This window comes from Bradyrhizobium sp. USDA 241, from assembly GCF_049739505.1.
GTDB lineage: Bacteria > Pseudomonadota > Alphaproteobacteria > Rhizobiales > Xanthobacteraceae > Bradyrhizobium > Bradyrhizobium liaoningense.
Genome location: NZ_JBMGPZ010000002.1, coordinates 100,670 through 121,707, shown reverse-complemented (window position 1 = coordinate 121,707; position 21,038 = coordinate 100,670). Strand labels below are relative to the sequence as shown.

The following is a 21,038-nucleotide window of genomic DNA, read 5'->3' as shown; positions in this document are numbered from 1 at the left end:
CCTGCTGTATCGTCTCGCTGCGGGAGGGCGAGCGCTTCATTCATGAGGCGGCTTCAGAACTGTGGTGTAGTTGGCGGGTATCCACTCGAAGTGCCCGTCCGCCGATCGGATGTGCCCTAAGCCAGGGAAAGCGATGTGCGCCGCTGCGACCCAGCTACCGTCTTGGGCGGACTTCGCAAACATTTTCGTTCGTTTGGCCTCCGCGGACATTGGATCGCTGTCATACGTTACGGTGACGCTAGGCTCGGGAAACTGGATCGGGGCGACATGAACCAGATCACCCCAGACCAGCAGCCGTTGCCCGTCGCTGACGACCGCGAATGACGTGTGACCTCGCGTGTGACCCGGGGTAGGGACAGCACGAATCCCAGGCGACAACTCCTGTTCATCGACGAACGTCCGGACGCGTCCGGAATCCATATAGGGCTTCAGCGACGCTCGGTCGCCCTCGAACATGGGCCTCAGGAATTTCGGCGCCTCGTTTTCGTTCTTGGCATCGAGCCAGTAGTCGAGATCCTTCTGGTTGACGCGAACGATCGCGTTCGGAAAGGCCGGCTTGCCGTTGGGTGCGATGCCTCCGACATGATCGGCGTGAAGGTGCGTCAGATAGATTTCGTCGATCTGTTCCGGCCTATAGCCGGCCGCTTGCAGGTTTTCCGGCAGATGTCCGCAGCAGGCGCCGTAGAGGCTGCCGGCGCCGCTGTCGATCAGGATGAGCTTGTTGCCTGTGTTGATGAGGAAGGCGTTGATCGAGCCCTCGAGCGGTATTCCGAGATTCGCGCCGGCGAGAAGAGCATCCGCCAGGCCCGGGTGAGCGTCACTCAGCATCACCGCCCGTCGCTCGCCACCCGCTTGCGTCTCGTTGCGGGTCATCACTGTCGGAACGGGGAAAACGTGCGTGCCATCGAGCAAGGCGGTGATCTCGAAGCGCCCTAGCATCATTCGGTAGAAGCCGGGAGCCTGGGTTCTCACTTGCGGCGCCTCCGCTACCGCGGCATCGGGGCTGGCCAGCAGGAGGAGCCATGGCAGCGTAGCGAACCACGAGAATCGCATGTTGTCCTCTTGTCCCGATCTTACGGAGCGCAGTCGGCCGGCGGAGCGAGAACGATTCGGCCTCCGCGTGCTCATTATCCGGCGATGAAGCCGGCCTTTCTTGTCTGAGCTGAAGGCGTATTGGACTTTCTCGCCGGACGCTCAGCCTTTCCAATCGTCGAGGAAGTCGAACAGCAGCTTGTTGACGACCTCGGGCTGTTCCTCCTGGGGAAGATGACCGCAGCGCTCGATAGGAGCCGTGGTGAGATTGTCCGCCATTTCGCTCCAGATCGCCTTCATGTCGAAGAGACCGCCGACCGCGGCGAAGTCTTCGCCCCAAAGCGACAGGACGGGACACCCGATCTTCTTGTCGGCATCGACGAGATCCTGCGCGACGTCTTCGGCGCTGGCGCGATAGTCGGCCATCGCGCCACGGACGGCACCCGGCGCCTTGTACGCTTTCACGTAGGTTTCGAACGCCTCGCCGGTGATCGTCGAAGGATCGTGACACCAATCGGAGAAGAAGTGGCGGAGCCAGAGGTCTTCCCGCCCCGAGATCAGCGCCTCCGGAAGATCCGGAATCTGGTGGAACATGAAGAACCAATACTGTTGTGCGATGCGAGCGTTCATCTCGCGGGCTACGATCCGGGTCGGGACGTTGTCCATCACGACCAGCCGGTCGACGAGATCGGGATGGTCCTTGACCAGCCGCGTCGCCACGCGCGCGCCGCGGTCGTGCCCAACCAGCGCGATCCGCCCGATACCCAATTCGGTCAGGAGCGCGACGATGTCGTTCGCCATGGTTCTCTTGTCATAGCCGCTCGCCGGCTTGTCGGTCTTCCCGTATCCTCGCAGGTCCGGGGCGATGACGCGGTAGCGGGAAGCCAGCGGCGGAATCTGGAAGCGCCAGGCAAAGCTTGTTTCCGGGAAGCCGTGCAGCAGGACAACGGGCGGGCCTTCTCCAGCCTCAAGGTAGAACTGCCTGATGCCGTTCGCACGGCACGTCTTGGTGTGAATTTCGGTCAAGGGCCGGATCTCGCGCTGCATTCTCGAAATCGAAGCATCCGCCGGGACGCCGGGAATCGATTGAAGGATCTGGCTGCGGTTTGTACGATTGCGTCGGCCCGAAGGGGCTGAACGCTGCAATCTGGGAGGATGGTCCGTCCGGCTGTCGCGAAATCGGTAAAGAGTCCAAGACTGGCCGGATTTTTGGCTGTTGTGTGTTCCGAAAGATCGCGACCGGCACGAAACCAACTTGCCGGATATGCCGTAATTCGGACCGTTGCAAATGGGAAGTGGGGGCCCTGATTGGATGGTATCCACGTGAGCGCGCGGGGGCTGCACCACGTCACGGCGATCATCGGTGACGTCCGTCGCTCGTCCGAATTTTATGGCAAAGTGTTGGGCTTGAAGCGCGTCAAGAAGACCGTCTGCTATGACGATCCGGGCAGCTATCATCTGTATTATGGAAATGACGCCGGCAGTCCTGGTGCGGTGATGAGCACGCTGGCCTGGAGCTGCGTCACGCCTGGAATGGTCGGCGTCGGCGAAGTCGTGCAGACGGCCTTCCGCGTCGCTCCCGGTTCGCTCGAAGGTTGGTCGGAGAAGCTCAGGTCCTTGGATGTTGCCTGCCGGATGGAAGTTTCGTCCTTCGGCGAGCGCATGGTCTGCACCTTCGATCCGGACGGCACGGCCATCGCGCTTGTGCCCCGTGGGTCGGTCAAAATCCCCCGGGTATGGTCACTTGAAACTCCCCCACCTGATGATCGCCGTCAGCGCCGCTGAACAGCAGTAGCCGGTCAGGCAGGACGTTTATGTTCGACCCCTTTAGCCAGCAAGGGGCCGGGGAGTTGAACGTCTTGAAGCGACATCTGCAAAGCACCGTACTTACATTACTTGATCGCAACACCAGCCAGCGCGAGATTCACCGGCTGACGGGTGTCGATCGCAAGACGATCCGGCGTTATCAGGCGCTGCGGGCCGGTGCGGAGGCAAATTCCCCCGGGGAAGTGACCACCGGCTCGGTGAGCGCGGACGGCCAAATTCCTCCACCCCGACCACCGGCTTTTGGGACATCGGAAGCGACGGTCACCAGCAGCCTGGCCCGTTCGGCTTGCGAAGCGCATCGGACGTGGATCGAAGAACAGGTCCGGCTGAAGCGGAACGCGCAGGCGATTTACCAGGACCTGGTTGATCAATTTGGCTTTCCGTCCAGCTACCAGAGTGTCAAGCGGTTTGTGCGCCGGTTGCGGCACGCTGATCCTGAGCAGTTTGATCGTCTTGAGTTCCTCCCCGGCGAGGAAGCTCAGGTCGACTATGGCGAGGGCGCGCCGACGGTTGATCCGAAGAGCGGGCGGTACCGTCGTCCCCGCCTGTTCGTGATGACGCTACGCTACTCGCGGCGCAGCTTCCGGCGGGTAGTCTGGAAGTCCAGCCAACAAGTCTGGGCGCAGCTCCACGAAGAGGCGTTCCGGTATTTTGGCGGGGTCCCCAGCTATGTCGTGCTCGACAACCTGAAGGAAGGCGTCCTCAAGCCGGATTTGTACGAGCCCCAGCTCAACCCGATTTACAGCGCGATGCTGGCTCATTACGCCGTGGTCGCCGATCCCGCGCGCGTGGCCGATCCAAATCGGAAAGGATGCGTCGAGAATGCGATTCAACATACCCAGGGCACTGCGCTGGCCGGACGGCGCTTCGAGACGCTGGAGGCGCAAAACGAGTTCTTGAGGCACTGGGAGGAGAACTGGGCTTCCAAACGCATCCACGGCAGCACGCGCCGTCAGGTCGAGGCGATGTTCCAGGAAGAGAAGCCGCACCTGCGGCCGCTGCCTGTCGCTCCCTTCCGCATCTTCACCGAAGTCGTCCGGACTGTCTGCGACGACACCACCGTACGCGTCGACAACAGCTATTACGCCGCGCGGCCCGCGCCGATCGGCAGCCAGGTCGTCGTGCGCATCTACACCACCACGATCGAGATCCGTGATCGCCACACCCGTGCGCTGCTGCGTGTTCATTCCCGGATGGCGCACCCCGGTTCTGTCGTCCTGCCGACCAGCGAACGGCCGTTCAACCCGTCGCGGCAAACCGCCGTGCTGCTGGCGAGCGCCGAGCGCATCGGACCGCAGACCAGGGCCTTGTGCCAGCAGGTGTTCGACACCGAAGGGCGCCCCGGACAGCGCGCGATGTGGGGCATTGTCGGGCTGGGCCGGAAGTATCCGGCGCGGCTGGTCGAGCAGGCCTGCGCGCACGCCATCGACAACCGCATCTACCGCTACAAGCACGTGCGTGCGACCGTCGAGCGGTTGTTCGAACAGGCGATCGAGCAGGTTGGAGTGACGCCACAGCCGGCATCGCCGCTCACCCAGGATCATCCGCTGATCCGTACCCCCGCGGAATACGGCGACCTCTTCAGCCGCGCTGTGCGGCGCGACGCCGACGACAATGGTCGGCAGGCCGAGGCTCACGACGATCACGCCACGGCAATCCGCGCTCGTGTCGCCTGCGCAACCCCGGCCAACTCCGGCGCCACGAGCGCTCCCGCTGCACCTTCTCACCTTAAACTGGAGACCTAGCCACATGATGACCATGCCGGAAATTGAGCGTTGCCTACGACAGCTGCGCCTGTCGGGTGTCCGCGACACGCTGCAGACGCGCGTGCTCCAGGCGCAGGGCGCCAACCAGCCCTTCCTCGAGACCTTCTCCCTTATCCTGCAGGATGAACTGGACCGTCGTCAGTCCCGTCTTATCGAGCGGCGATACCAGCAATCCGGGCTCGACGAAAAGCTGACGCTCGCCGAGTTCGACTGGTCCTTCAATCCCAAACTGCCACGTCAGACCTGCTTCCAGCTCCACACCCTGGCGTTCATTGCCGCTGGCGAGAACGCTCTGCTTGTTGGCAAACCTGGCACCGGGAAGTCGCACATCGCCAAGGCGATTGCCTATCAGGCGATCCTGCAAAGCCACAAGGTCCAGTATCTTGAGACCGACGACTTCTTCCACCGCTACGCCCTGAACTCTCCGGCACAACGCGAGGTCCGGCTGCGAACCATCATCGACTGCGATCTCCTCGTGCTGGACGATCTATTCCTCGCACGCGCCATCCCCGACGCCGCCGGCACTTTGCTGCAGACCCTGATCCATCAGCGTTACAAACTGCGCCGCAGCGTCATCGTCACCTCCAATCGCGTCGTGCAGGATTGGGGGGCATACCTTGGGGACAACACTATGAGCACGACGATCCTCGATCGCCTTATGCATCATTGCCATCTGCTTGAGTTCGACGGACGCAGCTATCGGCTCAAAGAAGCCGCTGAAGCTCTTGCCCGGGAAACAAACTCAAACTAACAGTCCCTTGTCCTGCCTCGCGGGTGGAGGAATTTGACTGACCACACCCGGAGGAATTTGAAGTGACCCGCAGGGGCTTGTGGAATCGGCCAATGGCGCGGCTGGCGATGTCAGTGCTCTAACGCCCAGCGGCCTCCAGGGCGTCACACTCGACGTCAGGGAAGAGGATATGACTGCGGACATCCTTCAGGATGTGTTTGGATTCACGCCGGTCGCGCGACGCGAGCGGTCGGTCCGTTTCGTCGCGCACGATGGGGCCGGCGGTTCGCTCACCTTGAGGACCGTAGGCAAGGCTTCTCGGGGTAGACTTGGCGGCGGTACCATCCGGCACGTCGCCTTCCGCGCCTTGGACGAAGCCGATCGGTCCGTGATGGTGCAGAAGCTCCGATCTGTTTACGACATTTCGGTCAGCGCGCCCATCGAGCGAACCTACCTCACCGCCGTCAGCTTCAGGGCCCCTTGCGGAGTGCTGTTCGAGATCGCAACCGACGGACCGGGATTTGCGGTCGACGAGCCTGCCGAACGCCTTGGCGAGCGTCTGATGCTTCCGGGCTTTCTGGAGGAACGTCGGCAGGAATTGCAGATGATCTTGCCATCACTGGACTAGTGGTGGCTCGTTCGGAGGCCACTGTCTATTTGGTGTGGCGGAGCAGAAAGGTCCAATTCGCCTTCCGAAGGCACAAGAAGACGGCATGACGCTTTCCTACGTCTGGCTCCTATCGTCCACTTGGATCTGAAAGGAGCTCATTATCATGGATAGTGCCTCGTCGGCCGGCCCCACCGTCGTTCTGGTTCACGGTGCCTGGGCGGATGCCTCGAGCTGGCGGCTCGTCATTCCGCGCCTCTTGGATCAAGGCGTTCCTGTCGTTGCCGTGCAGAATCCGACGACGTCGCTTGCAGAGGACGTCTCCGCCACAAAGCGGGTGCTCGCCGCGATCGAGGGACCGGTCGTTCTTGTCGGCCATAGCTGGGGAGGGGCAGTGATCACCGAGTCCGGAAACGATCCGAAGGTCAAGGCGCTGGTCTATGTCGCGGCGTTTGCCCCCAAAGCCGGCGAGTCGGTCGGTGATCAGGTCGGGGCGCATGCGTCTCCGCCGGCACTGTCCCGAATCGTCGACAGCGGCGACGGCTTCCTCAAGCTGAGCGAGGAGGGTTGGATCAGCGACGTGGCCCAGGATCTTCCGGCGAAAGACGCGCGCGTCTTGGCGGTAGTCCAGGCGCCGCTGTCCAAGACGACATTTGGTGAGAAGATCACCGCCGCTGCCTGGGGCTCGCGGCCGACCTGGTACATCGTTTCCGCCGACGACCGGGCCGTGAGTGTCGAACTGCAGCGCAATCTCGCGGTGGCGATGAAGGCGAAGACGACCGAACTGAAGGCAAGTCACATGTCCTTGCTGTCGATGCCGGATGCGGTCGCGGCGGTCATCGTCGATGCCTTCAACGCCGCGAAGGCGTGAAACCTGGCCCGCCATCTGAAGGCCGTCTCCGTCCTTGGCGGCACGTGCCTGACCGATGTCACGGGCGATCGCTTCGATCGCCCGTGACAATCCTTCATCAGCCCTTGATGAACGCAAGCAGATCGGCGTTGATCGTTTCCGCCTGCGTTGTCGGCATCCCGTGCGGGAATCCCTTATAGGTCTTGAGCGCGCCGTTCTTGAGCAGCTTGGCGCTCAACGGCCCAGAGTCCGCGTAAGGGACGATTTGATCGTCGTCGCCGTGCATCACCAGCGTGGGCAGGCTGATTTTCTTCAGGTCCTCGGTGAAGTCCGTTTGAGAGAAGGCCACGACGCCGTCGTAGTGGGCCTTGGCGCTGCCCATCATGCCCTGACGCCACCAGTTCTGGACGATTCCTTCGACCGTTTTCACGCCGGGCCTGTTAAAGCCATAGAACGGGCCTGCGGGCAGATCGCGGTAGAACTGTGCGCGATTGGTCGCGACCTGCTGCTGCAGGCCGTAGAAGACATCCTTCGGCAATCCGCCCGGATTGGTCGCCGTCTTCACCATGATGGGCGGGACGGCAGCGATCAGCACGGCCTTTGCGGCGCGGCTCTCGCCATGACGCGCTAGGTAGTGAACCACCTCGCCTCCGCCGGTGGAGTGACCGACATGAACGGCATTCTTCAGGTCGAGATGCGCGGTCAGGGCGGCCAGATCGTCGGCGTAGTGGTCCATGTCGTGGCCGTCGGCCACCTGTGCCGATCGGCCGTGACCGCGGCGGTCGTGCGCGATCACGCGAAAGCCCTTCGCGACGAAGAACAGCATCTGCGCGTCCCAATCGTCGGAGGATAGCGGCCAGCCATGGCTGAATACGATCGGTTGGCCGGAGCCCCAATCCTTGTAGAAGATCTCGACACCATCTTTCGTGGTCATGGCAGGCATTGCTCTCTCCTGGTTCGCCGCCTCGGGCGGGTGTCCGTGGACGATAGAGGGCGGCCCGAAGAAACTGCTTGGACGATTTGATCACCCTTTGGACTGGCTTGCGATCCCGGAGCGTCGGCCGTCGAGGCTGCTCCGTCAATTAGCCGCATCTCGCTGATCACCGCGCTGGAGTCCAAGCCACGACAAGATCGTCCAAGCCGCGAAAAGGCTATTTGCTCACCATGCGGGCGTTCGCAACCATTCCCGGTCGGCCCATCGTAGCTGCCGATCGCAAGGAGCCATCACGATGTCCAAGCTCGAAATGCTCACCCCTGAAAACAGCGCGATTGCATTGATCGATTATCAGCCGGCGATGTTCCAGGGCGTCCAGTCGCACGACCGCCTGGTCACGATGAACAACGTCCAGATCCTCGCCAAGGCCGCGAAGCTCTTCAAGATCCCGACCGTGCTGACCACTGTCGCGAGGGACTCCTTCTCGGGGCCGTTCATGCCCGAGGTCACGTCCCTTTTTCCCGGTCACGACATCATCGATCGGACCTCGATGAACTCCTGGCTCGACGCGAATTTCCGCAAGGCTGTGGCCGCGACCGGACGCAAGAAGTTCGTTCTGGCCGGCCTGTGGACCGAAGCGTGCGTGATTTTCCCAACGCTGGACATGATGCGCGAAGGGTTCGAGATCTACATCGCTGCCGATGCATGCGGCGACCTGTCGCTCGAGGCGCACAATCGCGCCATGGAGCGCGCCATCCAGGCTGGCGCCATCCCGATCACCTCGTCGCAATACGCCTACGAACTCCAGCAGGACTGGGCGCGCAGCGAGACCTACGAAGGCATGATGGACATCCAGCGCGAGCATTCGCCTTACGGCATCCAGATTCGCTTCTCGAAGTGGGCGCTCGGCGAACACGCATCTGAGGGCGGCACCAAGGCGGCCTGAGGCCGTAGCGCAGGCCGGGAGTGATGCCATGAAGATTTATCTGCTCTCGTTGGGCGCCGGTCTCTTGGTCGGCGTGATCTACAGCCTGCTCAACGTACGCTCCCCGGCGCCACCCCTCGTGGCGCTGGTCGGGCTTCTCGGCATCCTCGCCGGTGAGCAGATCGTGCCGGTCGCTCGCCAGCTGTTGGCCGGCAACGGTCTTGCCCGCGCCTGGCACCAGGCGAAATGCGCTCCGCACATGTTCGGCATGTTGCCGGGGCATCACAGCGACCAAGCGAAGAGCGCCTCTTCGCTTGAAGGAACGGAGAAGCATTCATGAACTCGGCGCCTGATATCATCCTGCATCGCGGTCTGTTCACGACGCTCGACCGATCGAACCCAACAGCTTCGGCGGTTGCGATTGCCGACGGCCGTTTCGTTGCGGTCGGCCAAGATCACGAAGTCATGAAGCTCGCAGGTCCGTCGACGAAGATCGTCGATCTCAAGGGCCGTCGCGTGCTGCCCGGATTGATCGATAACCATCTCCACATCATCCGCGGCGGTCTCAACTTCAACATGGAGCTTCGTTGGGACGGTGTGCGGTCGCTCGCTGACGCCATGGACATGCTCAAGAGGCAGGTCGCGATCACGCCGCCGCCGCAATGGGTGAGGGTGGTCGGCGGGTTCACCGAACATCAGTTCGTGGAAAAGCGCCTTCCCACGATCGACGAGCTCAATGTGGTCGCACCGGATACGCCGGTATTCCTGCTCCACCTCTACGATCGTGCGATCCTCAACGCCGCTGCGCTGCGCGCCGTCGGCTACGCCAAGGATACGCCGGAGCCGCCTGGCGGCGAGATCGTACGGGACGCGTATGGAAACCCGACTGGCTTGCTGCTCGCAAAGCCCAACGCAAACATCCTCTATGCGACCCTTGCCAAGGGTCCGAAATTGCCCTTCGACTACCAGGTCAATTCGACCCGGCATTTCATGCGAGAGCTCAACCGGCTCGGCGTGACCGGCGCGATCGATGCCGGCGGCGGCTTCCAGAACTATCCGGAGGACTACGCCGTCATCCAGAAGCTCAGCGATGAGGGTCTGCTGACGATCCGCCTTGCCTACAACCTCTTCACCCAGAAGCCCAAGGGCGAGAAGGAAGACTTCCTGAACTGGACGAAGACCTCGAAATACAAGCAGGGCGACGACTATTTCCGCCATAACGGCGCCGGTGAGATGCTGGTGTTCTCGGCAGCCGACTTCGAGGACTTCCGGGTCGCGCGCCCCGACATGCCTCCGGAAATGGAGGGCGAGCTCGAAGAGGTCGTGCGTGTGCTCGTGCAGAACAGATGGCCGTGGCGGTTGCACGCCACCTACGACGAGACGATCTCGCGGGCGCTCGACGTGTTCGAGCGCGTCAACCAGGACATGCCGCTCGAAAGCTTGCACTGGTTCTTCGATCATGCCGAGACGATCTCGGACCAGTCGATTGACAGGATCGCCGCGCTCGGCGGCGGCATCGCCGTGCAGCACCGGATGGCCTATCAGGGCGAATATTTCGTCGAGCGATACGGCGCTGGTGCCGCGGAGGCGACGCCGCCGGTCAGGAAGATCATCGACAAGGGCGTCAAGATGTCGGCCGGCACCGATGCGACCCGGGTGGCCTCCTACAATCCCTGGGTTTCGCTGTCCTGGCTCGTCACCGGCAGGACCGTGGGTGGACTGCGGATCACTCCGCAGCGCAACTGCCTGGATCGCGAGACCGCGCTGCGGATGTGGACCGAGAACGTCACCTGGTTCTCGAATGAGGAGGGCAAGAAGGGACGCATCCAGGTCGGTCAGCTCGCAGACCTCGTCGTTCCCGATCGCGACTACTTCTCCTGCAGCGAAGCCGAAATCGCCGACACGACGGCGCTGCTGACCATGGTCGGCGGCCGGATCGTGTACGGAGCCGGTGATTTCTCGAAACTGGAGGCGGTCACGCCGCCGCCGGCAATGCCGGACTGGTCGCCCGTTCGGCGCTTCGGTGGCTACGCCGCCTGGGCGGACGACAAGGCGAACGGGAAGCAGGGCAGTCTGGCGATCCGCACCATGCAGGCGTGCGGCTGCTCGAATTCCTGTGGCGTGCACGGGCACAACCATGCGTCGGCCTTTACGAGCCGCTTGCCGGTCTCGGACCTCAGGAGCTTCTGGGGCGCTCTCGGATGCGCGTGCTGGGCGGTTTGACATGGCGAGCGCAGCGACGCCCCACTGGATCGCGGCGGTCCTCCGCTGGCCGCTTCTAGGGCATGCGGCCCGTCTTGCCCTCGTCTCCGCTTACATCCTCGGCGGTTTCGCGAAACTGTTCGACTTCCCAGGCGCGATCGCCGAACAGGAACATTTCGGGCTCAATCCCGGATGGTTATGGGCCTCGGCCGCGATCGCAATCGAACTTGGCGGCTCGCTTCTCGTGGTCGTCAACAGGCTGGTCTGGCTCGGAGCGGGTGGCCTCGGGGTGTTGACTTTCGTGGCAATGCTCACGGCGAATGCGTTCTGGACGATGAGCGGTCACGAACAGTTCGTCGCCACCAACAGCTTCTTCGAACATCTGGGATTGATCGCAGGGCTGGTCCTCGTTGTGTTTCGGCATGGAATAAGGACCCCGTTTTCGGGGTGATCGGCATCCAATCGGGACCCCGGGATAAGGGTCCACAGTGGCTTCCATCGAGTCATGGAAGCCGAGGTTGGGATGCTGGTGGTGGAGACGATTGGTAAGATCCGTCGCGCCTACTTTGTTGATGGTCGTCCGATCAAGGCGATCTGCCGAGAACTTGGCGTATCGCGGAAGGTGGTTCGCAAGGTCATTCGTTCTCAAGCGACGGAGTTCCGGTACGAGCGCGAGACGCAGCCGCTCCCGAAGATGGGTGCCTGGAGTGCCGAGCTTGATCGGTTGCTGGCAGGGAATGAGAGCAAGGCGGCGCGGGAACGGCTGACGCTGATCCGGCTATTCGAGGAGCTTCGCGGCCTGGGTTATGCCGGCGGCTATGATGCGGTTCGTCGATACGCACGACGGTGGAGCAAGGAACGCGGCACCTCGACAGCGTCGGCTTATGTGCCGCTGAGCTTTGCACCCGGCGAAGCTTACCAGTTCGACTGGAGCCACGAGGTCGTCCTGCTGAGCGGCACCACGGTGATGGTGAAGGCTGCTCATGTCCGGCTCTGTCACAGCCGCATGCTGTTCGTGCGGGCCTATCCGCGGGAGACGCAGGAGATGGTGTTCGACGCCCACGACCGGGCATTCGCCTTGTTCAAAGGCACCTGCACCCGCGGCATCTACGACAACATGAAGACCGCGGTGGAGACGATCTTTGTCGGTAAAGGCCGTCTCTACAATCGCCGCTTCCTGCAGATGTGCAGCCACTATCTGGTCGATCCGGTCGCCTGTACGCCAGCGTCGGGCTGGGAGAAGGGGCAAGTCGAGAACCAGGTCGGGCTGGTCCGGGAACGCTTCTTCACGCCGCGGCTGCGGTTCAAAACCCTCGACGAGTTAAACGCCTGGCTGCTCGACAAATGCATCGCCTACGCCAAGGCTCATCGCCATCCGGAGCTGACCGATCAGACGATCTGGGACGTGTTCGAAGCCGAACGCCCCAAACTCGTTCCCTATGCCGGCCGCTTCGACGGCTTCCATGCGGTGACGGCATCGGTCTCGAAGACCTGCCTGGTGCGCTTCGACAACAACAAGTACTCGGTCGCAGCCAGCGCAGTCGGACGACCGGTCGAGGTTCAAGCCTATGCCGATCGCATCGTGATCCGTCAGGATGGACGTATCGTTGCCGAGCACCCGCGATCATTCGGTCGCGGCGAGACGGTCTACGACCCTTGGCACTATGTGCCCGTGCTGGTGCGCAAGCCCGGTGCCTTGCGTAATGGCGCTCCCTTCAAGGACTGGGTGCTGCCCGCAGCGATTGAGCGTGTACGGCGCAAACTCGCCGGTGCCGACGATGGCAATCGACAGATGGTCGACATCCTCAATGCGGTGCTGACAGACGGATTGCCCGCGGTGGAAGCCGCCTGCGCCGAGGCGGTCGCTCATGGCGTTCATTCCGCCGATGTCGTTCTCAATATCCTGGCCCGTCAACGTGAACCCGCCCCACCGGCCAACATCATGACGCCGGCCGCACTGACGCTCCGTCATGCACCGATCGCCGATTGTGCCCGCTACGACAACCTCCGGAGGACCATCTGATGGAACGAACCCAAATCTTCGACCTCATGGGCGAACTCAAGCTCTACGGCATGAAGGCTGCCTTCGACGAGATCATGGCAACTGCCGTTAAGCGCCAGCACGAACCTCAGCGCATTGTCGGCGACCTGCTCAACGCCGAGATCAACGAGAAGCAAGCCAGGTCGATCAAATACCAGCTCACCATTGCCAAGCTGCCGCTCGCCAAGGACATCGCCGACTTCCAGTTCGACGGCACGCCGATCAATCAGACTCTCGTCAATGATCTCGCTGACGGCGGCTTCATCGCCCAACAACGCAACGTCGTGCTGGTTGGCGGCACCGGTACAGGCAAAACACACCTGGCCATTGCCGTCGCCAGAAGTTGCATCCGCAATGGCGCTAGAGGACGCTTCTACAACGTCGTCGACCTCGTCAACCGGCTCGAGACCGAAACCCGCAACGGTCGGCAGGGACGGCTCGCCGAGCATCTGACCCGCATGGACTTCATCGTCCTCGACGAGCTGGGCTATCTGCCGTTCGCGCAATCCGGCGGTCAGCTCTTGTTCCATCTCATCAGTCGGCTCTACGAGCGCACCTCAGTCATTGTCACCACAAATCTTGCGTTCGGCGAATGGCCGAGCGTGTTCGGCGATGCCAAAATGACCACCGCGCTACTCGACCGATTGACCCATCACTGCGACATCGTCGAGACCGGCAACGACAGCTGGCGATTCAAAAGCCGCGACGATGTTCAAACAACCCGCGCTCGCGCCGTCTCCGCAACCCCGACCAGCTCCGACGACCCGAGCGCTACCAGCAGAGCACGCCGATCAAAGGGGTCCCTTTTGGAGGCCGATAGGGGGTCCCAGTCAAACGCCGATTGACAAACTGCATCGCGTGCAAGTCCGGCTTCGAGCGTCTCGCGAAGCTTCCCGGCACGCGCGCAAGACTCAATGGCAAGCGCGCGCAAGTTCTCGAGCTGCTCCGCGCACTGGGCGTCGTCCGTTGGCGGGCAGCATGCGAACAACCCGTTGATGTTATTCAAACTGGCTTGCAAACGGAGCAAATGAGGACGCAAGTCCTCGCCGAACTGGGTTAAATTGCCGCTCATGGGTTTCCTGCCCTGATAATGCGCCATACTCCTCCCTGGCAGGCGTCGCGGCCAGCAAAATTTTGCAAATTCCCAGGTAGTCCGCGACTGCAAACTGCTTCTATGAGCCGGAGAGGGGTGATTTTTGGAACATTTTACTGGCGAGTGAGTGTAGCAGAACCTAACCATCGGCCGGGTCTGCGGGTATCCTGGGAACTCCAATGGCCGAAGAAGGCGACGGCTCATTCGAAGGTTTCTATGGTCGCCGACTTGCCGCCCATCTCGGTATGGACGGCGATTGTCTCCGCAAGATCAACCGTCAAGGAAAGCTCGCGCTTGCCGTCACGAGACTGACGTGTAACCGTCTGCTGCGGGAGCGGACTGCCGCAATTCCCTCGGAGCAAGCCTTCAGCATTCTTCATCAACTCGGCGACCTGGACCGGCATTCTTGCTGGCTCGCCGGGCGCCAGCGATATTCAGGCTCATTCCAGGCCGGGACGGTGAGCGTCATTGACTTGCGTGACACTCCCCAGTGCGAGTTCAAAGGTCCGGTCGACGCCGTCCAATATTATATCCCGCGCCGCGCACTCGACGAATTTGCCTACGAGAATGGTACGAAGCCAATTTCGACCCTGAGTTGGGATCGTGGTCGGCGTGATCCCTATCTTTCCGCCCTATCCAGTGTGCTTTTGACTGCACTGAAGGAAGAGAACGCCAACAACAGTCTGTTCATTGATCAGCTTGGTTTGAGCTTGCTGGCCCACTTTGCGCAGACATATGGCGCTTGCGCGCGCAAGGGCGCCCAGGAAAGCGGCCTTGCTCCATGGCAGGAGCGCCGAGCCAAAGCGATCATGCGCGTGCGCCTCTCAAGCAACTTGACGATCGCCGACGTCGCTGCCGAATGCAAGCTGACTCCGAGCCACTTCGCTCGCTCGTTTCGGCGCAGCACGGGTGTCGCTCCGCATGAATACCTCTCACGGCTTCGTATCGAAGAGGCAAAGCGGCTGATGGCGGACACGAAGCTCTCCTTAGCGGACATCGCGCTGATCTGCGGGTTCGGCGACCAGAGCTATTTTACGCGAGTGTTTTCGCGCAGCGTCGGCACGAGCCCTGGCCTATGGCGCCGAGCTCGTTCGGAAGGATAAGGCTGGCGCGCTTCGCAGGGGGAGTATCCGGATTTGACCCATCGGAAGGACCGGCAGTCTCCAATCGTCTGAAAGCAGACGCAGGATTGGAAGGGCTCTGATTCATCCCCAACGATAAGGACGATCGCTCGTTTGGTTGCAGAGTTTATTTGCCGGTACGCTCCCCCTGAAAAACGTCGCCATGGCAGATCGCCGCGGCCGCACGCTCGGCGATCAGGATCGTCGGCGTCTGGATGTTGCCGGAGATCATGATCGGGATCACCGAGGCGTCGGCGACGCGGAGGCCTTCGAGGCCATGCACTTTGAAGGTCTGGGGATCGACCACCGCCATCTTGTCGTTGCCCATGCGGCAGGTCGAGGAGGCGTGATACAGCGTGGTGCAATGGCCGCGCACATACTCCGCGATGTCGGCGTCGCTGGTCGCCTCCACGCTCGGCGTGACTTCAGTCTCGATCAGCTCCTTGAGCGGTGACTGCGCGGCGATACGGCGGTTGATGCGCACGCCCTCGACCAGCGTTGCGATGTCGCGGCCACTCGGATCGGATGAGAAGTAGCGCGGGTCGATTGCCGGATATTCCAGCGGATCGGACGAGCGCAAGGTCAATTCGCCGCGGCTGTTCGGCCGCTGCAATGTCGAGTGCAAGGTGATGCCCGGCTTCGAGGACAGGAAGCGGACGTAGTCACGGTGCGGGCTGATCGCGCCATAGAGCTGCAGATCGGGCTCAACGTCCGGACGGCTGCGGACATGCGCGCCAGCCGCGACCCAGGGCGAGGAGCGGGGACCGCTGCGGCTGTCCTGCCATTCCTTCAGGCTGGCCTCGAGGGTCTCGTCGGTCCAGGCGCCGACGCCGATCTTTTCCTTGGTGTAGAAGGTAATGGGGATGTTGATGTGGTCCTGCAGATCCTTGCCCACGCCGGGCAGGTCGTGCACCGGCGTCACGCCGACGTTCTTGAGCTCGTCGGCGGGGCCTACGCCCGACAGCAGCAGTTGCTGCGCGGAGCCGATCGCACCTGAGGACATCACGACATCGCTCGATGCCTGCGCAGTCTTGAACTGGCCGTTCTCGAGATACTCGACGCCGGTAGCGCGCCCCTTCTCTATGACCACCCGGATCACGCGTACGCCGGTCTTGACGGTGAGATTGGGCCGCGACAGCGCCGGACGCAGATAGGCCTTGCCGGTGCCGAAGCGCTCGCCCTGCTTGATCACGAATTGGAAGAAGCCAGCGCCTTCCTGGCTCTCGCCGTTGAAGTCGCGATTATGCGCATGACCGGCGGCCTTGGCCGCCTCGAGCCAGAGCTGCTCGTTCGGATCGACGAACGGCACGTGCGCGACATAGAGCGGGCCCTTGGTGCCGTGCATCGGGCTGTCAGTGAAGTCGGCATTGTTCTCAAAGGCGATGAAATCCGGCAGCACTTTGCGCCAGCCCCAGCCGGTGCATCCGGCCTTTTCCCAGCCGTCATAGTCGGAGGGCAGGCCGCGGATATAGATCATCGCATTCATCGCACCGGAGCCGCCGACCATCTTGCCGCGCGGCCAGAACACGCGACGGCCGCGGCAACCGGCCTGCGGCTCGGTGTAGAAGCCCCAATCGACCGCGGTGTTGAACATCGTCGGCCAGTCTGACGGAATGTCCGACGCCAACGGCGCGGCGCGGCCGGCTTCCAACACCAGCACCTTGCGGGCCGGATCTGCAGACAGCCGGTTGGCCAAGACGCATCCGGCCGAACCGGCGCCTACGATAATCGTATCGTACATCTCTCGCTCCATGGGTCACGCCGGCGTTTCGCCGGACATCTCTGCTGTCATCCCGGGGTTGCGCGTGCGCAAGCGGTCCCAGATGCTCTCAAAGAGGCCGATCAGCCCGTTTGGCATCAGCACCATGACGGCGGCGATGATGATGCCGAGCCCGAGCGAGTGGAATTCGCCGATCTCGCGCATCGCCTCGTCGGCGGCCACCAGCACGATGGCGCCGACCAGCGGCCCCCACAGCCGGCCGATGCCGCCCACGACCACCATGGCGATGATGAAGAACAGCTGCGAGAACGACAGCACGCCAGGACCGACCAGGAGGTGGGCAAGATCTTCGCGTTTCACATGGACCTCACAGACGCCGCACTTCGACCCGGCCGAACAATCCGCCCGGCCGGCGGATGAGCACCAGGATCACGATGGCGAGCAGAGCAGGGAAACCCCATCGCGCGCCGGCCAGGAACTGGACCAGCGCCTCGACGATCGCGAGACCGAACGAGGTGATGATCGCGCCCGGCAGATTGCTGGTGGTCTCAAAGGTCTCCGGGCTGCGGCGCGACAGCGGGTAGGCGACCAGCGCGAAGATCAGCGCCCCGATCACGCCGCCGACCGCGGTAGCGGCAAGCACCGCGAGCGGCACCGGCAATCCGAGCTGGCTGGCTGCCGTGAAGGCCGCGTAACCGCCGAGCGTCAACAGTGTGCCATGCGCCATGTTGAGCATGCCGAGCGAGCCCCAGACCAGCGACAGACCAAGTGTCGCCAGCGCGTACAGAGCGCCGGTGGTGATGCCAGAGACGAGTACGGGTCCTATGATCTCCACGTCGTCAGCCTCCGAGATAGGTTGCGAGCAGCTCGTCGCGCTGCAGCAGCACGGCCGGCTCGCCCGACCAGACGAAGGCACCGTTGTCGAGCAGATGGATGCGGTCGGCGATGTCGGCGACGCGGGCGGGGTTCTCCTCGACCAGCAGGATGGTGCGGCCGCTCGCCTTCAGCCGCGCGATCACCTCGTAGATCTGCTCGATGATGATCGGCGCGAGGCCGAGCGACGGTTCGTCGATCAGCATCACCGAGCCGTTCATCATCAAGCCGCGGCCGATGCCGACCATGCGCCGTTCGCCTCCGGACAGGCTGGCGGCGATCTGAGTCTGGCGCTCGGCAAGCTTGGGCAGCAGGGTGAACACCATCTCGAGCCGCCGCGCCACTGCCGCCTGATCGGAATCGAGATAGGCGCCCATCAGCAGGTTCTCGAGCACGCTCATCCCTGCAAACAACAGATCGCCCTGCGGCACATGGATCACGCCGTTGGATGCCACGCGATGCGCCGGTTGGCCGGAGATCACGCGGCCGTTCAGCGATATCGATCCCTTGCGCACCGGAAGCAGGCCGGAGATCGCACGCAGCAGGGTGGATTTGCCGTGGCCGTTGGGGCCGACGACGGTGACCAGCTCACCCGGATCGACCGACAGCGATACGCCGTTGAGGACGTTACGGCCGTCGTAGCCGGTGACGAGCCCATTGACGACGAGGCAGGGAGAGTTCGACCGATCAACCATGAGCACTCATCTCGGGCTGTTTGACGAAAAAGGCCTGGATCGTTCGTCTGGTCAGGAGAGGTCACCGCGCCAGCCTCTCACGCCTTGATCCACGGCGGCAGCTTCATCGCGTCGATGGCGTAGAGCGGAGGCGCGATCAGCTTGGGATCGGTGCGATAGTCCTGGTGTTGCAGGAACTGGTGCGCCATCCCGAGCGAGGGATCCTTGACCTGGGTCGGATAGCAGAACGCGGACTGACCCTTCGGATCGGCGTGATAGATGCCGTTGACGCCGCGATAAATCAGCCGCTTCATCGCTTCCGAAACCTTGCGGGTCTGCTCCTTGTTGTTGGGCTCGCTGGCGCCGCCGGCGATCGCAGCCGACAATGCGTAGTGCCAGAGCCCGTCATAGGTCTGCGAGCCCGTGATGAAGGCAGCTTTGGCGCCGAACTTCTCGCGATAGGTCTTGCGGTAGGCCGCGGAGAATTCATCCGGCAGGCAGCCGATTACGGTGGAATAGATCACGCCGTTGACGGCTTCCTTGCCGATCTCGCGAAACGCCGGTAACGAAGGTCCGTACTGCATGTAGACCAGGCTCTGCGTCGGCTCGGGCAGGAACTGGGTCATGAACTGCGCCAGATCCTGCGGCAGGAAATGCGTCACCGCAATCGCAGCCGGCGGATTCTGGCGCAGCTTGGCAAGCGTAGGTCCCCATTGATTGGTCGGGAAGGGTACCGTCTCGTAGAGCCCGAGCTCGAAGCCGAACTCCGTGAGCCGGTCGCGGATCGCGTTGGCGATCACGATCGAATACTCGTTGGCCGAAGGGATGATCGCGATCTTCCTGTTCGGCGGATTCCACTGCTTGCTGTCGATCAGCGACTTCAGAAACAGCAGGAAGCCGGGGCCGTAATAGAACTCGGGCGGGTCGCCTTGGAAGCACGAATAATAACGCTGCGGGTCGCTGAGGAACTTGGTGTTATGCGAGATCAGCGTGTTGTAGTGCACGAAGATGACGTCGTTGTCGGCGGCGACATCCATCTCCACCATGTTGGTGCCGACATTGTAGCCGTTGATGATGGCGCCGGCCGAATGGCGATCGATCAGGCGCTGCATCGCCTGGGTGACGATGTCGGCGCCCATCTCCTTGGTGTCCTCGATCTCGATCTGGATCGGGCGTCCGAGGATGCCGCCGGCGGCGTTAATTTCTTCGGCGGCGAGCGTGAGGCCATTCTTGAACTCGATGCCATCTGCGGCGGCAAAGCCCGACATCGGCAGTGCCGAGCCGATCTTGACCGGTGCTCCCGCGGCGTGAGCTCCACCATTCAGGCTCGCCAGCATTGCAATTGAACCTGCGCCGGCGGCAACGCCGCCGAGAAGTGAACGTCGGTCAATCATGATCGTCAGTACCCCTCGTCAATGGCGCGGACAATCCGACGCCTCCCTCTAAAGCAAGAGATGCACGGCGGTCGTTGTTGCACGAACCATGCCATGGCATCCCGCAATCCCGTTCATCGCTAACACCCTCGAGTGAACTCAGCGCGTGGCAGGAAGCTGCGCCACCAGTGCGGCGGCGGCCTCGATCACTGCGGCTTGATGCGGCTGCAGATCGTTACCGCCCCATGCGGCCATCAGCGGCTCCCAGGGATCGGCCATATGTGTCCGCACGCCCGACAGCTCCTCGAGCACCGCAAGCCCGCAATACGGCGCGTACATCTCGGAATAGCCGCCTTCATGTGTCATCAGGATGCGGCCGTTGCACAAGGTTTTGGCGGCGGCGAGCAGCATGCGCGTCATCTCGCGATAGGCCGCCGAGGACAGCATCATGCGGCCGAGCGGATCGACACCTGACGCATCGAAGCCCGATGCGACCACGATCATATCTGGCGCAAAGCGATGCAGCGCGGGCAGCACGACACGCTCGAACGCCGCGCGATAGGCACCGATGCCCGATCCCGGCGGCAGCGGCACGTTGATGTTGTAGCCTTCGCCGGCACCAGCGCCGTTCTCAGCGAGCGCGCCCGAGTTCGGCGGAAATAGATTGTCCTGATGCAGCGAGACGGTGAGCACGCTGGGGTCTTCGTAGAAGATCGCCTGCGTCCCGTTGCCGTGATGCACATCCCAGTCGACGACTGCGACGCGGCCGACCTTGCCCGTCGCCTGCAGATGGCGGATTGCGACCGCTGCATTGCCGAACAGACAGAAACCCATGCCGAGCTCGGGGCGCGCATGATGTCCGGGAGGGCGGACCAGTGCATAGGCATTGGTCACAGCGCCGGATGCGACCGCTTCGCCCGCGGCGATCGCGCCGCCGGCCGCGAGTAGCGCGATCTCGTAGCTGCCGGCGCCGAGCGGCGTCAGCTCGCTGGCATCGCCGCCGCCCGCATCGCTGAGGCGCTTGATATGCGCGATATGCTCTGACGTGTGGACGCGGGCGATCTCGGCGACCGTAGCCGAACGCGGCTTGATCTGCACGAGCTCATCGAGCAGGCCGCTGACCTCGACCAGATTGCGGATGCGGCGCTTGGTCTCCGGATTTTCTGCATGGGTCCCTGGCTGGATCGTCAATCCCGGCGGAAACACCTGAGCCCAGTTGCCGGTGTTGTGCCACATGTAAAGCTCATGGCAGACAAACCCAGTAGCCATG

The 21,038-nt window shown here is 62.6% G+C and carries 20 protein-coding genes and 1 pseudogene; 12 read left to right on the top strand and 9 right to left on the bottom strand.

The annotated features are described in order from the left end of the window. Positions 1–36: 36 nt before the first annotated feature. Complete coding sequence (locus ABIF91_RS01540; RefSeq protein WP_284279090.1) at positions 37–1,053, bottom strand: MBL fold metallo-hydrolase; 1,017 nt, start codon at positions 1,051–1,053, stop codon at positions 37–39. A gap of 141 nt (positions 1,054–1,194) precedes the next feature. After that, a complete protein-coding gene (locus ABIF91_RS01535; protein WP_050995057.1) occupies positions 1,195–2,079 on the bottom strand; it encodes an alpha/beta fold hydrolase in 885 nt (294 codons plus the stop codon). Positions 2,080–2,340: 261 nt separating this feature from the next. Here ABIF91_RS01535 and ABIF91_RS01530 point away from each other — a divergent pair, with 261 nt between their 5' ends. The 5 genes from ABIF91_RS01530 to ABIF91_RS01510 all read left to right on the top strand — a co-directional run bounded on the left by ABIF91_RS01530 (position 2,341) and on the right by ABIF91_RS01510 (position 6,833). After that, positions 2,341–2,817 (top strand): VOC family protein, encoded by a 477-nt coding sequence (locus tag ABIF91_RS01530; protein WP_424578712.1) that lies wholly within the window; start codon positions 2,341–2,343, stop codon positions 2,815–2,817. Between the two features lie 29 nt (positions 2,818–2,846). Next, the gene (istA, locus tag ABIF91_RS01525; RefSeq protein ID WP_100214066.1) at positions 2,847–4,604 is read left to right on the top strand and encodes an IS21-like element IS1631 family transposase; all 1,758 of its coding nucleotides are present in this window, start codon (positions 2,847–2,849) and stop codon (positions 4,602–4,604) included. 4 nt (positions 4,605–4,608) lie between these two features. Then, positions 4,609–5,376 (top strand): IS21-like element IS1631 family helper ATPase IstB, encoded by a 768-nt coding sequence (gene istB, locus ABIF91_RS01520; RefSeq protein WP_424578711.1) that lies wholly within the window; start codon positions 4,609–4,611, stop codon positions 5,374–5,376. A gap of 169 nt (positions 5,377–5,545) precedes the next feature. Next, positions 5,546–5,983: a VOC family protein gene (locus ABIF91_RS01515; protein ID WP_080660067.1), complete on the top strand. Its 438-nt coding sequence runs from the start codon at positions 5,546–5,548 to the stop codon at positions 5,981–5,983. Positions 5,984–6,128: 145 nt separating this feature from the next. After that, positions 6,129–6,833, top strand: coding sequence for an alpha/beta fold hydrolase (locus tag ABIF91_RS01510; protein WP_035679545.1), 705 nt, complete (start codon positions 6,129–6,131; stop codon positions 6,831–6,833). 97 nt (positions 6,834–6,930) lie between these two features. On the opposite strand, the gene ABIF91_RS01505 is transcribed toward ABIF91_RS01510, so the two are convergent. Beyond that, complete coding sequence (locus tag ABIF91_RS01505; protein ID WP_028181704.1) at positions 6,931–7,755, bottom strand: alpha/beta fold hydrolase; 825 nt, start codon at positions 7,753–7,755, stop codon at positions 6,931–6,933. 286 nt (positions 7,756–8,041) lie between these two features. Between ABIF91_RS01505 and ABIF91_RS01500 the strand changes: the two genes are divergently transcribed. The 7 genes and pseudogenes from ABIF91_RS01500 (at position 8,042) to ABIF91_RS01470 (ending at position 15,110) form a co-directional block, all read left to right on the top strand. Further along, positions 8,042–8,692: a hydrolase gene (locus ABIF91_RS01500; RefSeq protein WP_028181703.1), complete on the top strand. Its 651-nt coding sequence runs from the start codon at positions 8,042–8,044 to the stop codon at positions 8,690–8,692. 28 nt (positions 8,693–8,720) lie between these two features. Further along, positions 8,721–9,011: a XapX domain-containing protein gene (locus tag ABIF91_RS01495; protein ID WP_028181702.1), complete on the top strand. Its 291-nt coding sequence runs from the start codon at positions 8,721–8,723 to the stop codon at positions 9,009–9,011. Beyond that, entirely contained in the window at positions 9,008–10,894 is a 1,887-nt protein-coding gene (locus tag ABIF91_RS01490) for an amidohydrolase (RefSeq protein WP_028181701.1), read from the top strand. The genes ABIF91_RS01495 and ABIF91_RS01490 overlap by 4 nt, the downstream gene beginning before the upstream one ends. A gap of 1 nt (position 10,895) precedes the next feature. Then, complete coding sequence (locus ABIF91_RS01485) at positions 10,896–11,324, top strand: DoxX family protein (RefSeq protein WP_424578710.1); 429 nt, start codon at positions 10,896–10,898, stop codon at positions 11,322–11,324. Positions 11,325–11,396: 72 nt separating this feature from the next. Beyond that, positions 11,397–12,987, top strand: a pseudogene (gene istA / locus ABIF91_RS01480) (IS21 family transposase). Further along, the gene (gene istB / locus ABIF91_RS01475; protein ID WP_038952122.1) at positions 12,896–13,759 is read left to right on the top strand and encodes an IS21-like element helper ATPase IstB; all 864 of its coding nucleotides are present in this window, start codon (positions 12,896–12,898) and stop codon (positions 13,757–13,759) included. The pseudogene istA (ABIF91_RS01480) and the gene istB (ABIF91_RS01475) overlap by 92 nt, the downstream one beginning before the upstream one ends. A 427-nt stretch (positions 13,760–14,186) precedes the next feature. Then, on the top strand, positions 14,187–15,110 hold the full coding sequence (locus ABIF91_RS01470; protein WP_028180233.1) for a helix-turn-helix domain-containing protein: 924 nt from the start codon (positions 14,187–14,189) through the stop codon (positions 15,108–15,110). Positions 15,111–15,255: 145 nt separating this feature from the next. Here ABIF91_RS01470 and ABIF91_RS01465 read toward each other — a convergent pair whose 3' ends face one another. From ABIF91_RS01465 to ABIF91_RS01440, 6 genes are all read right to left on the bottom strand, one after another. After that, complete coding sequence (locus tag ABIF91_RS01465; RefSeq protein ID WP_035718183.1) at positions 15,256–16,869, bottom strand: GMC family oxidoreductase; 1,614 nt, start codon at positions 16,867–16,869, stop codon at positions 15,256–15,258. A gap of 15 nt (positions 16,870–16,884) precedes the next feature. Continuing rightward, on the bottom strand, positions 16,885–17,208 hold the full coding sequence (locus tag ABIF91_RS01460) for a hypothetical protein (protein ID WP_424578709.1): 324 nt from the start codon (positions 17,206–17,208) through the stop codon (positions 16,885–16,887). Between the two features lie 7 nt (positions 17,209–17,215). Next, positions 17,216–17,683 (bottom strand): ABC transporter permease subunit, encoded by a 468-nt coding sequence (locus tag ABIF91_RS01455; RefSeq protein WP_051393935.1) that lies wholly within the window; start codon positions 17,681–17,683, stop codon positions 17,216–17,218. A gap of 4 nt (positions 17,684–17,687) precedes the next feature. After that, positions 17,688–18,416 carry an ABC transporter ATP-binding protein gene (locus ABIF91_RS01450; protein ID WP_028180230.1) on the bottom strand — a complete coding sequence of 243 codons (729 nt, stop codon included), beginning with the start codon at positions 18,414–18,416 and terminating at the stop codon, positions 17,688–17,690. Positions 18,417–18,493: 77 nt separating this feature from the next. Next, positions 18,494–19,789, bottom strand: a complete 1,296-nt coding sequence (locus ABIF91_RS01445) for an ABC transporter substrate-binding protein (RefSeq protein ID WP_028180229.1) — start codon at positions 19,787–19,789, stop codon at positions 18,494–18,496. A gap of 138 nt (positions 19,790–19,927) precedes the next feature. Beyond that, positions 19,928–21,004 (bottom strand): class II histone deacetylase, encoded by a 1,077-nt coding sequence (locus ABIF91_RS01440; RefSeq protein WP_424578708.1) that lies wholly within the window; start codon positions 21,002–21,004, stop codon positions 19,928–19,930. Positions 21,005–21,038: the final 34 nt, after the last annotated feature.

What these genes read in the sequence shown, in the direction of transcription:
- ABIF91_RS01540 (WP_284279090.1), bottom strand. Translation starts at nt 1,053, where the DNA reads ATGCGATTCTCGTGGTTCGCTACGCTGCCATGGCTCCTCCTGCTGGCC.
- ABIF91_RS01535 (WP_050995057.1), bottom strand. Translation starts at nt 2,079, where the DNA reads ATGCAGCGCGAGATCCGGCCCTTGACCGAAATTCACACCAAGACGTGC.
- istA (WP_100214066.1), top strand. Translation starts at nt 2,847, where the DNA reads ATGTTCGACCCCTTTAGCCAGCAAGGGGCCGGGGAGTTGAACGTCTTG.
- istB (WP_424578711.1), top strand. Translation starts at nt 4,609, where the DNA reads ATGATGACCATGCCGGAAATTGAGCGTTGCCTACGACAGCTGCGCCTG.
- ABIF91_RS01515 (WP_080660067.1), top strand. Translation starts at nt 5,546, where the DNA reads ATGACTGCGGACATCCTTCAGGATGTGTTTGGATTCACGCCGGTCGCG.
- ABIF91_RS01510 (WP_035679545.1), top strand. Translation starts at nt 6,129, where the DNA reads ATGGATAGTGCCTCGTCGGCCGGCCCCACCGTCGTTCTGGTTCACGGT.
- ABIF91_RS01505 (WP_028181704.1), bottom strand. Translation starts at nt 7,755, where the DNA reads ATGCCTGCCATGACCACGAAAGATGGTGTCGAGATCTTCTACAAGGAT.
- ABIF91_RS01500 (WP_028181703.1), top strand. Translation starts at nt 8,042, where the DNA reads ATGTCCAAGCTCGAAATGCTCACCCCTGAAAACAGCGCGATTGCATTG.
- ABIF91_RS01495 (WP_028181702.1), top strand. Translation starts at nt 8,721, where the DNA reads ATGAAGATTTATCTGCTCTCGTTGGGCGCCGGTCTCTTGGTCGGCGTG.
- ABIF91_RS01490 (WP_028181701.1), top strand. Translation starts at nt 9,008, where the DNA reads ATGAACTCGGCGCCTGATATCATCCTGCATCGCGGTCTGTTCACGACG.
- ABIF91_RS01485 (WP_424578710.1), top strand. Translation starts at nt 10,896, where the DNA reads ATGGCGAGCGCAGCGACGCCCCACTGGATCGCGGCGGTCCTCCGCTGG.
- istB (WP_038952122.1), top strand. Translation starts at nt 12,896, where the DNA reads ATGGAACGAACCCAAATCTTCGACCTCATGGGCGAACTCAAGCTCTAC.
- ABIF91_RS01470 (WP_028180233.1), top strand. Translation starts at nt 14,187, where the DNA reads ATGGCCGAAGAAGGCGACGGCTCATTCGAAGGTTTCTATGGTCGCCGA.
- ABIF91_RS01465 (WP_035718183.1), bottom strand. Translation starts at nt 16,869, where the DNA reads ATGTACGATACGATTATCGTAGGCGCCGGTTCGGCCGGATGCGTCTTG.
- ABIF91_RS01450 (WP_028180230.1), bottom strand. Translation starts at nt 18,416, where the DNA reads ATGGTTGATCGGTCGAACTCTCCCTGCCTCGTCGTCAATGGGCTCGTC.
- ABIF91_RS01445 (WP_028180229.1), bottom strand. Translation starts at nt 19,789, where the DNA reads ATGATTGACCGACGTTCACTTCTCGGCGGCGTTGCCGCCGGCGCAGGT.
- ABIF91_RS01440 (WP_424578708.1), bottom strand. Translation starts at nt 21,004, where the DNA reads ATGTGGCACAACACCGGCAACTGGGCTCAGGTGTTTCCGCCGGGATTG.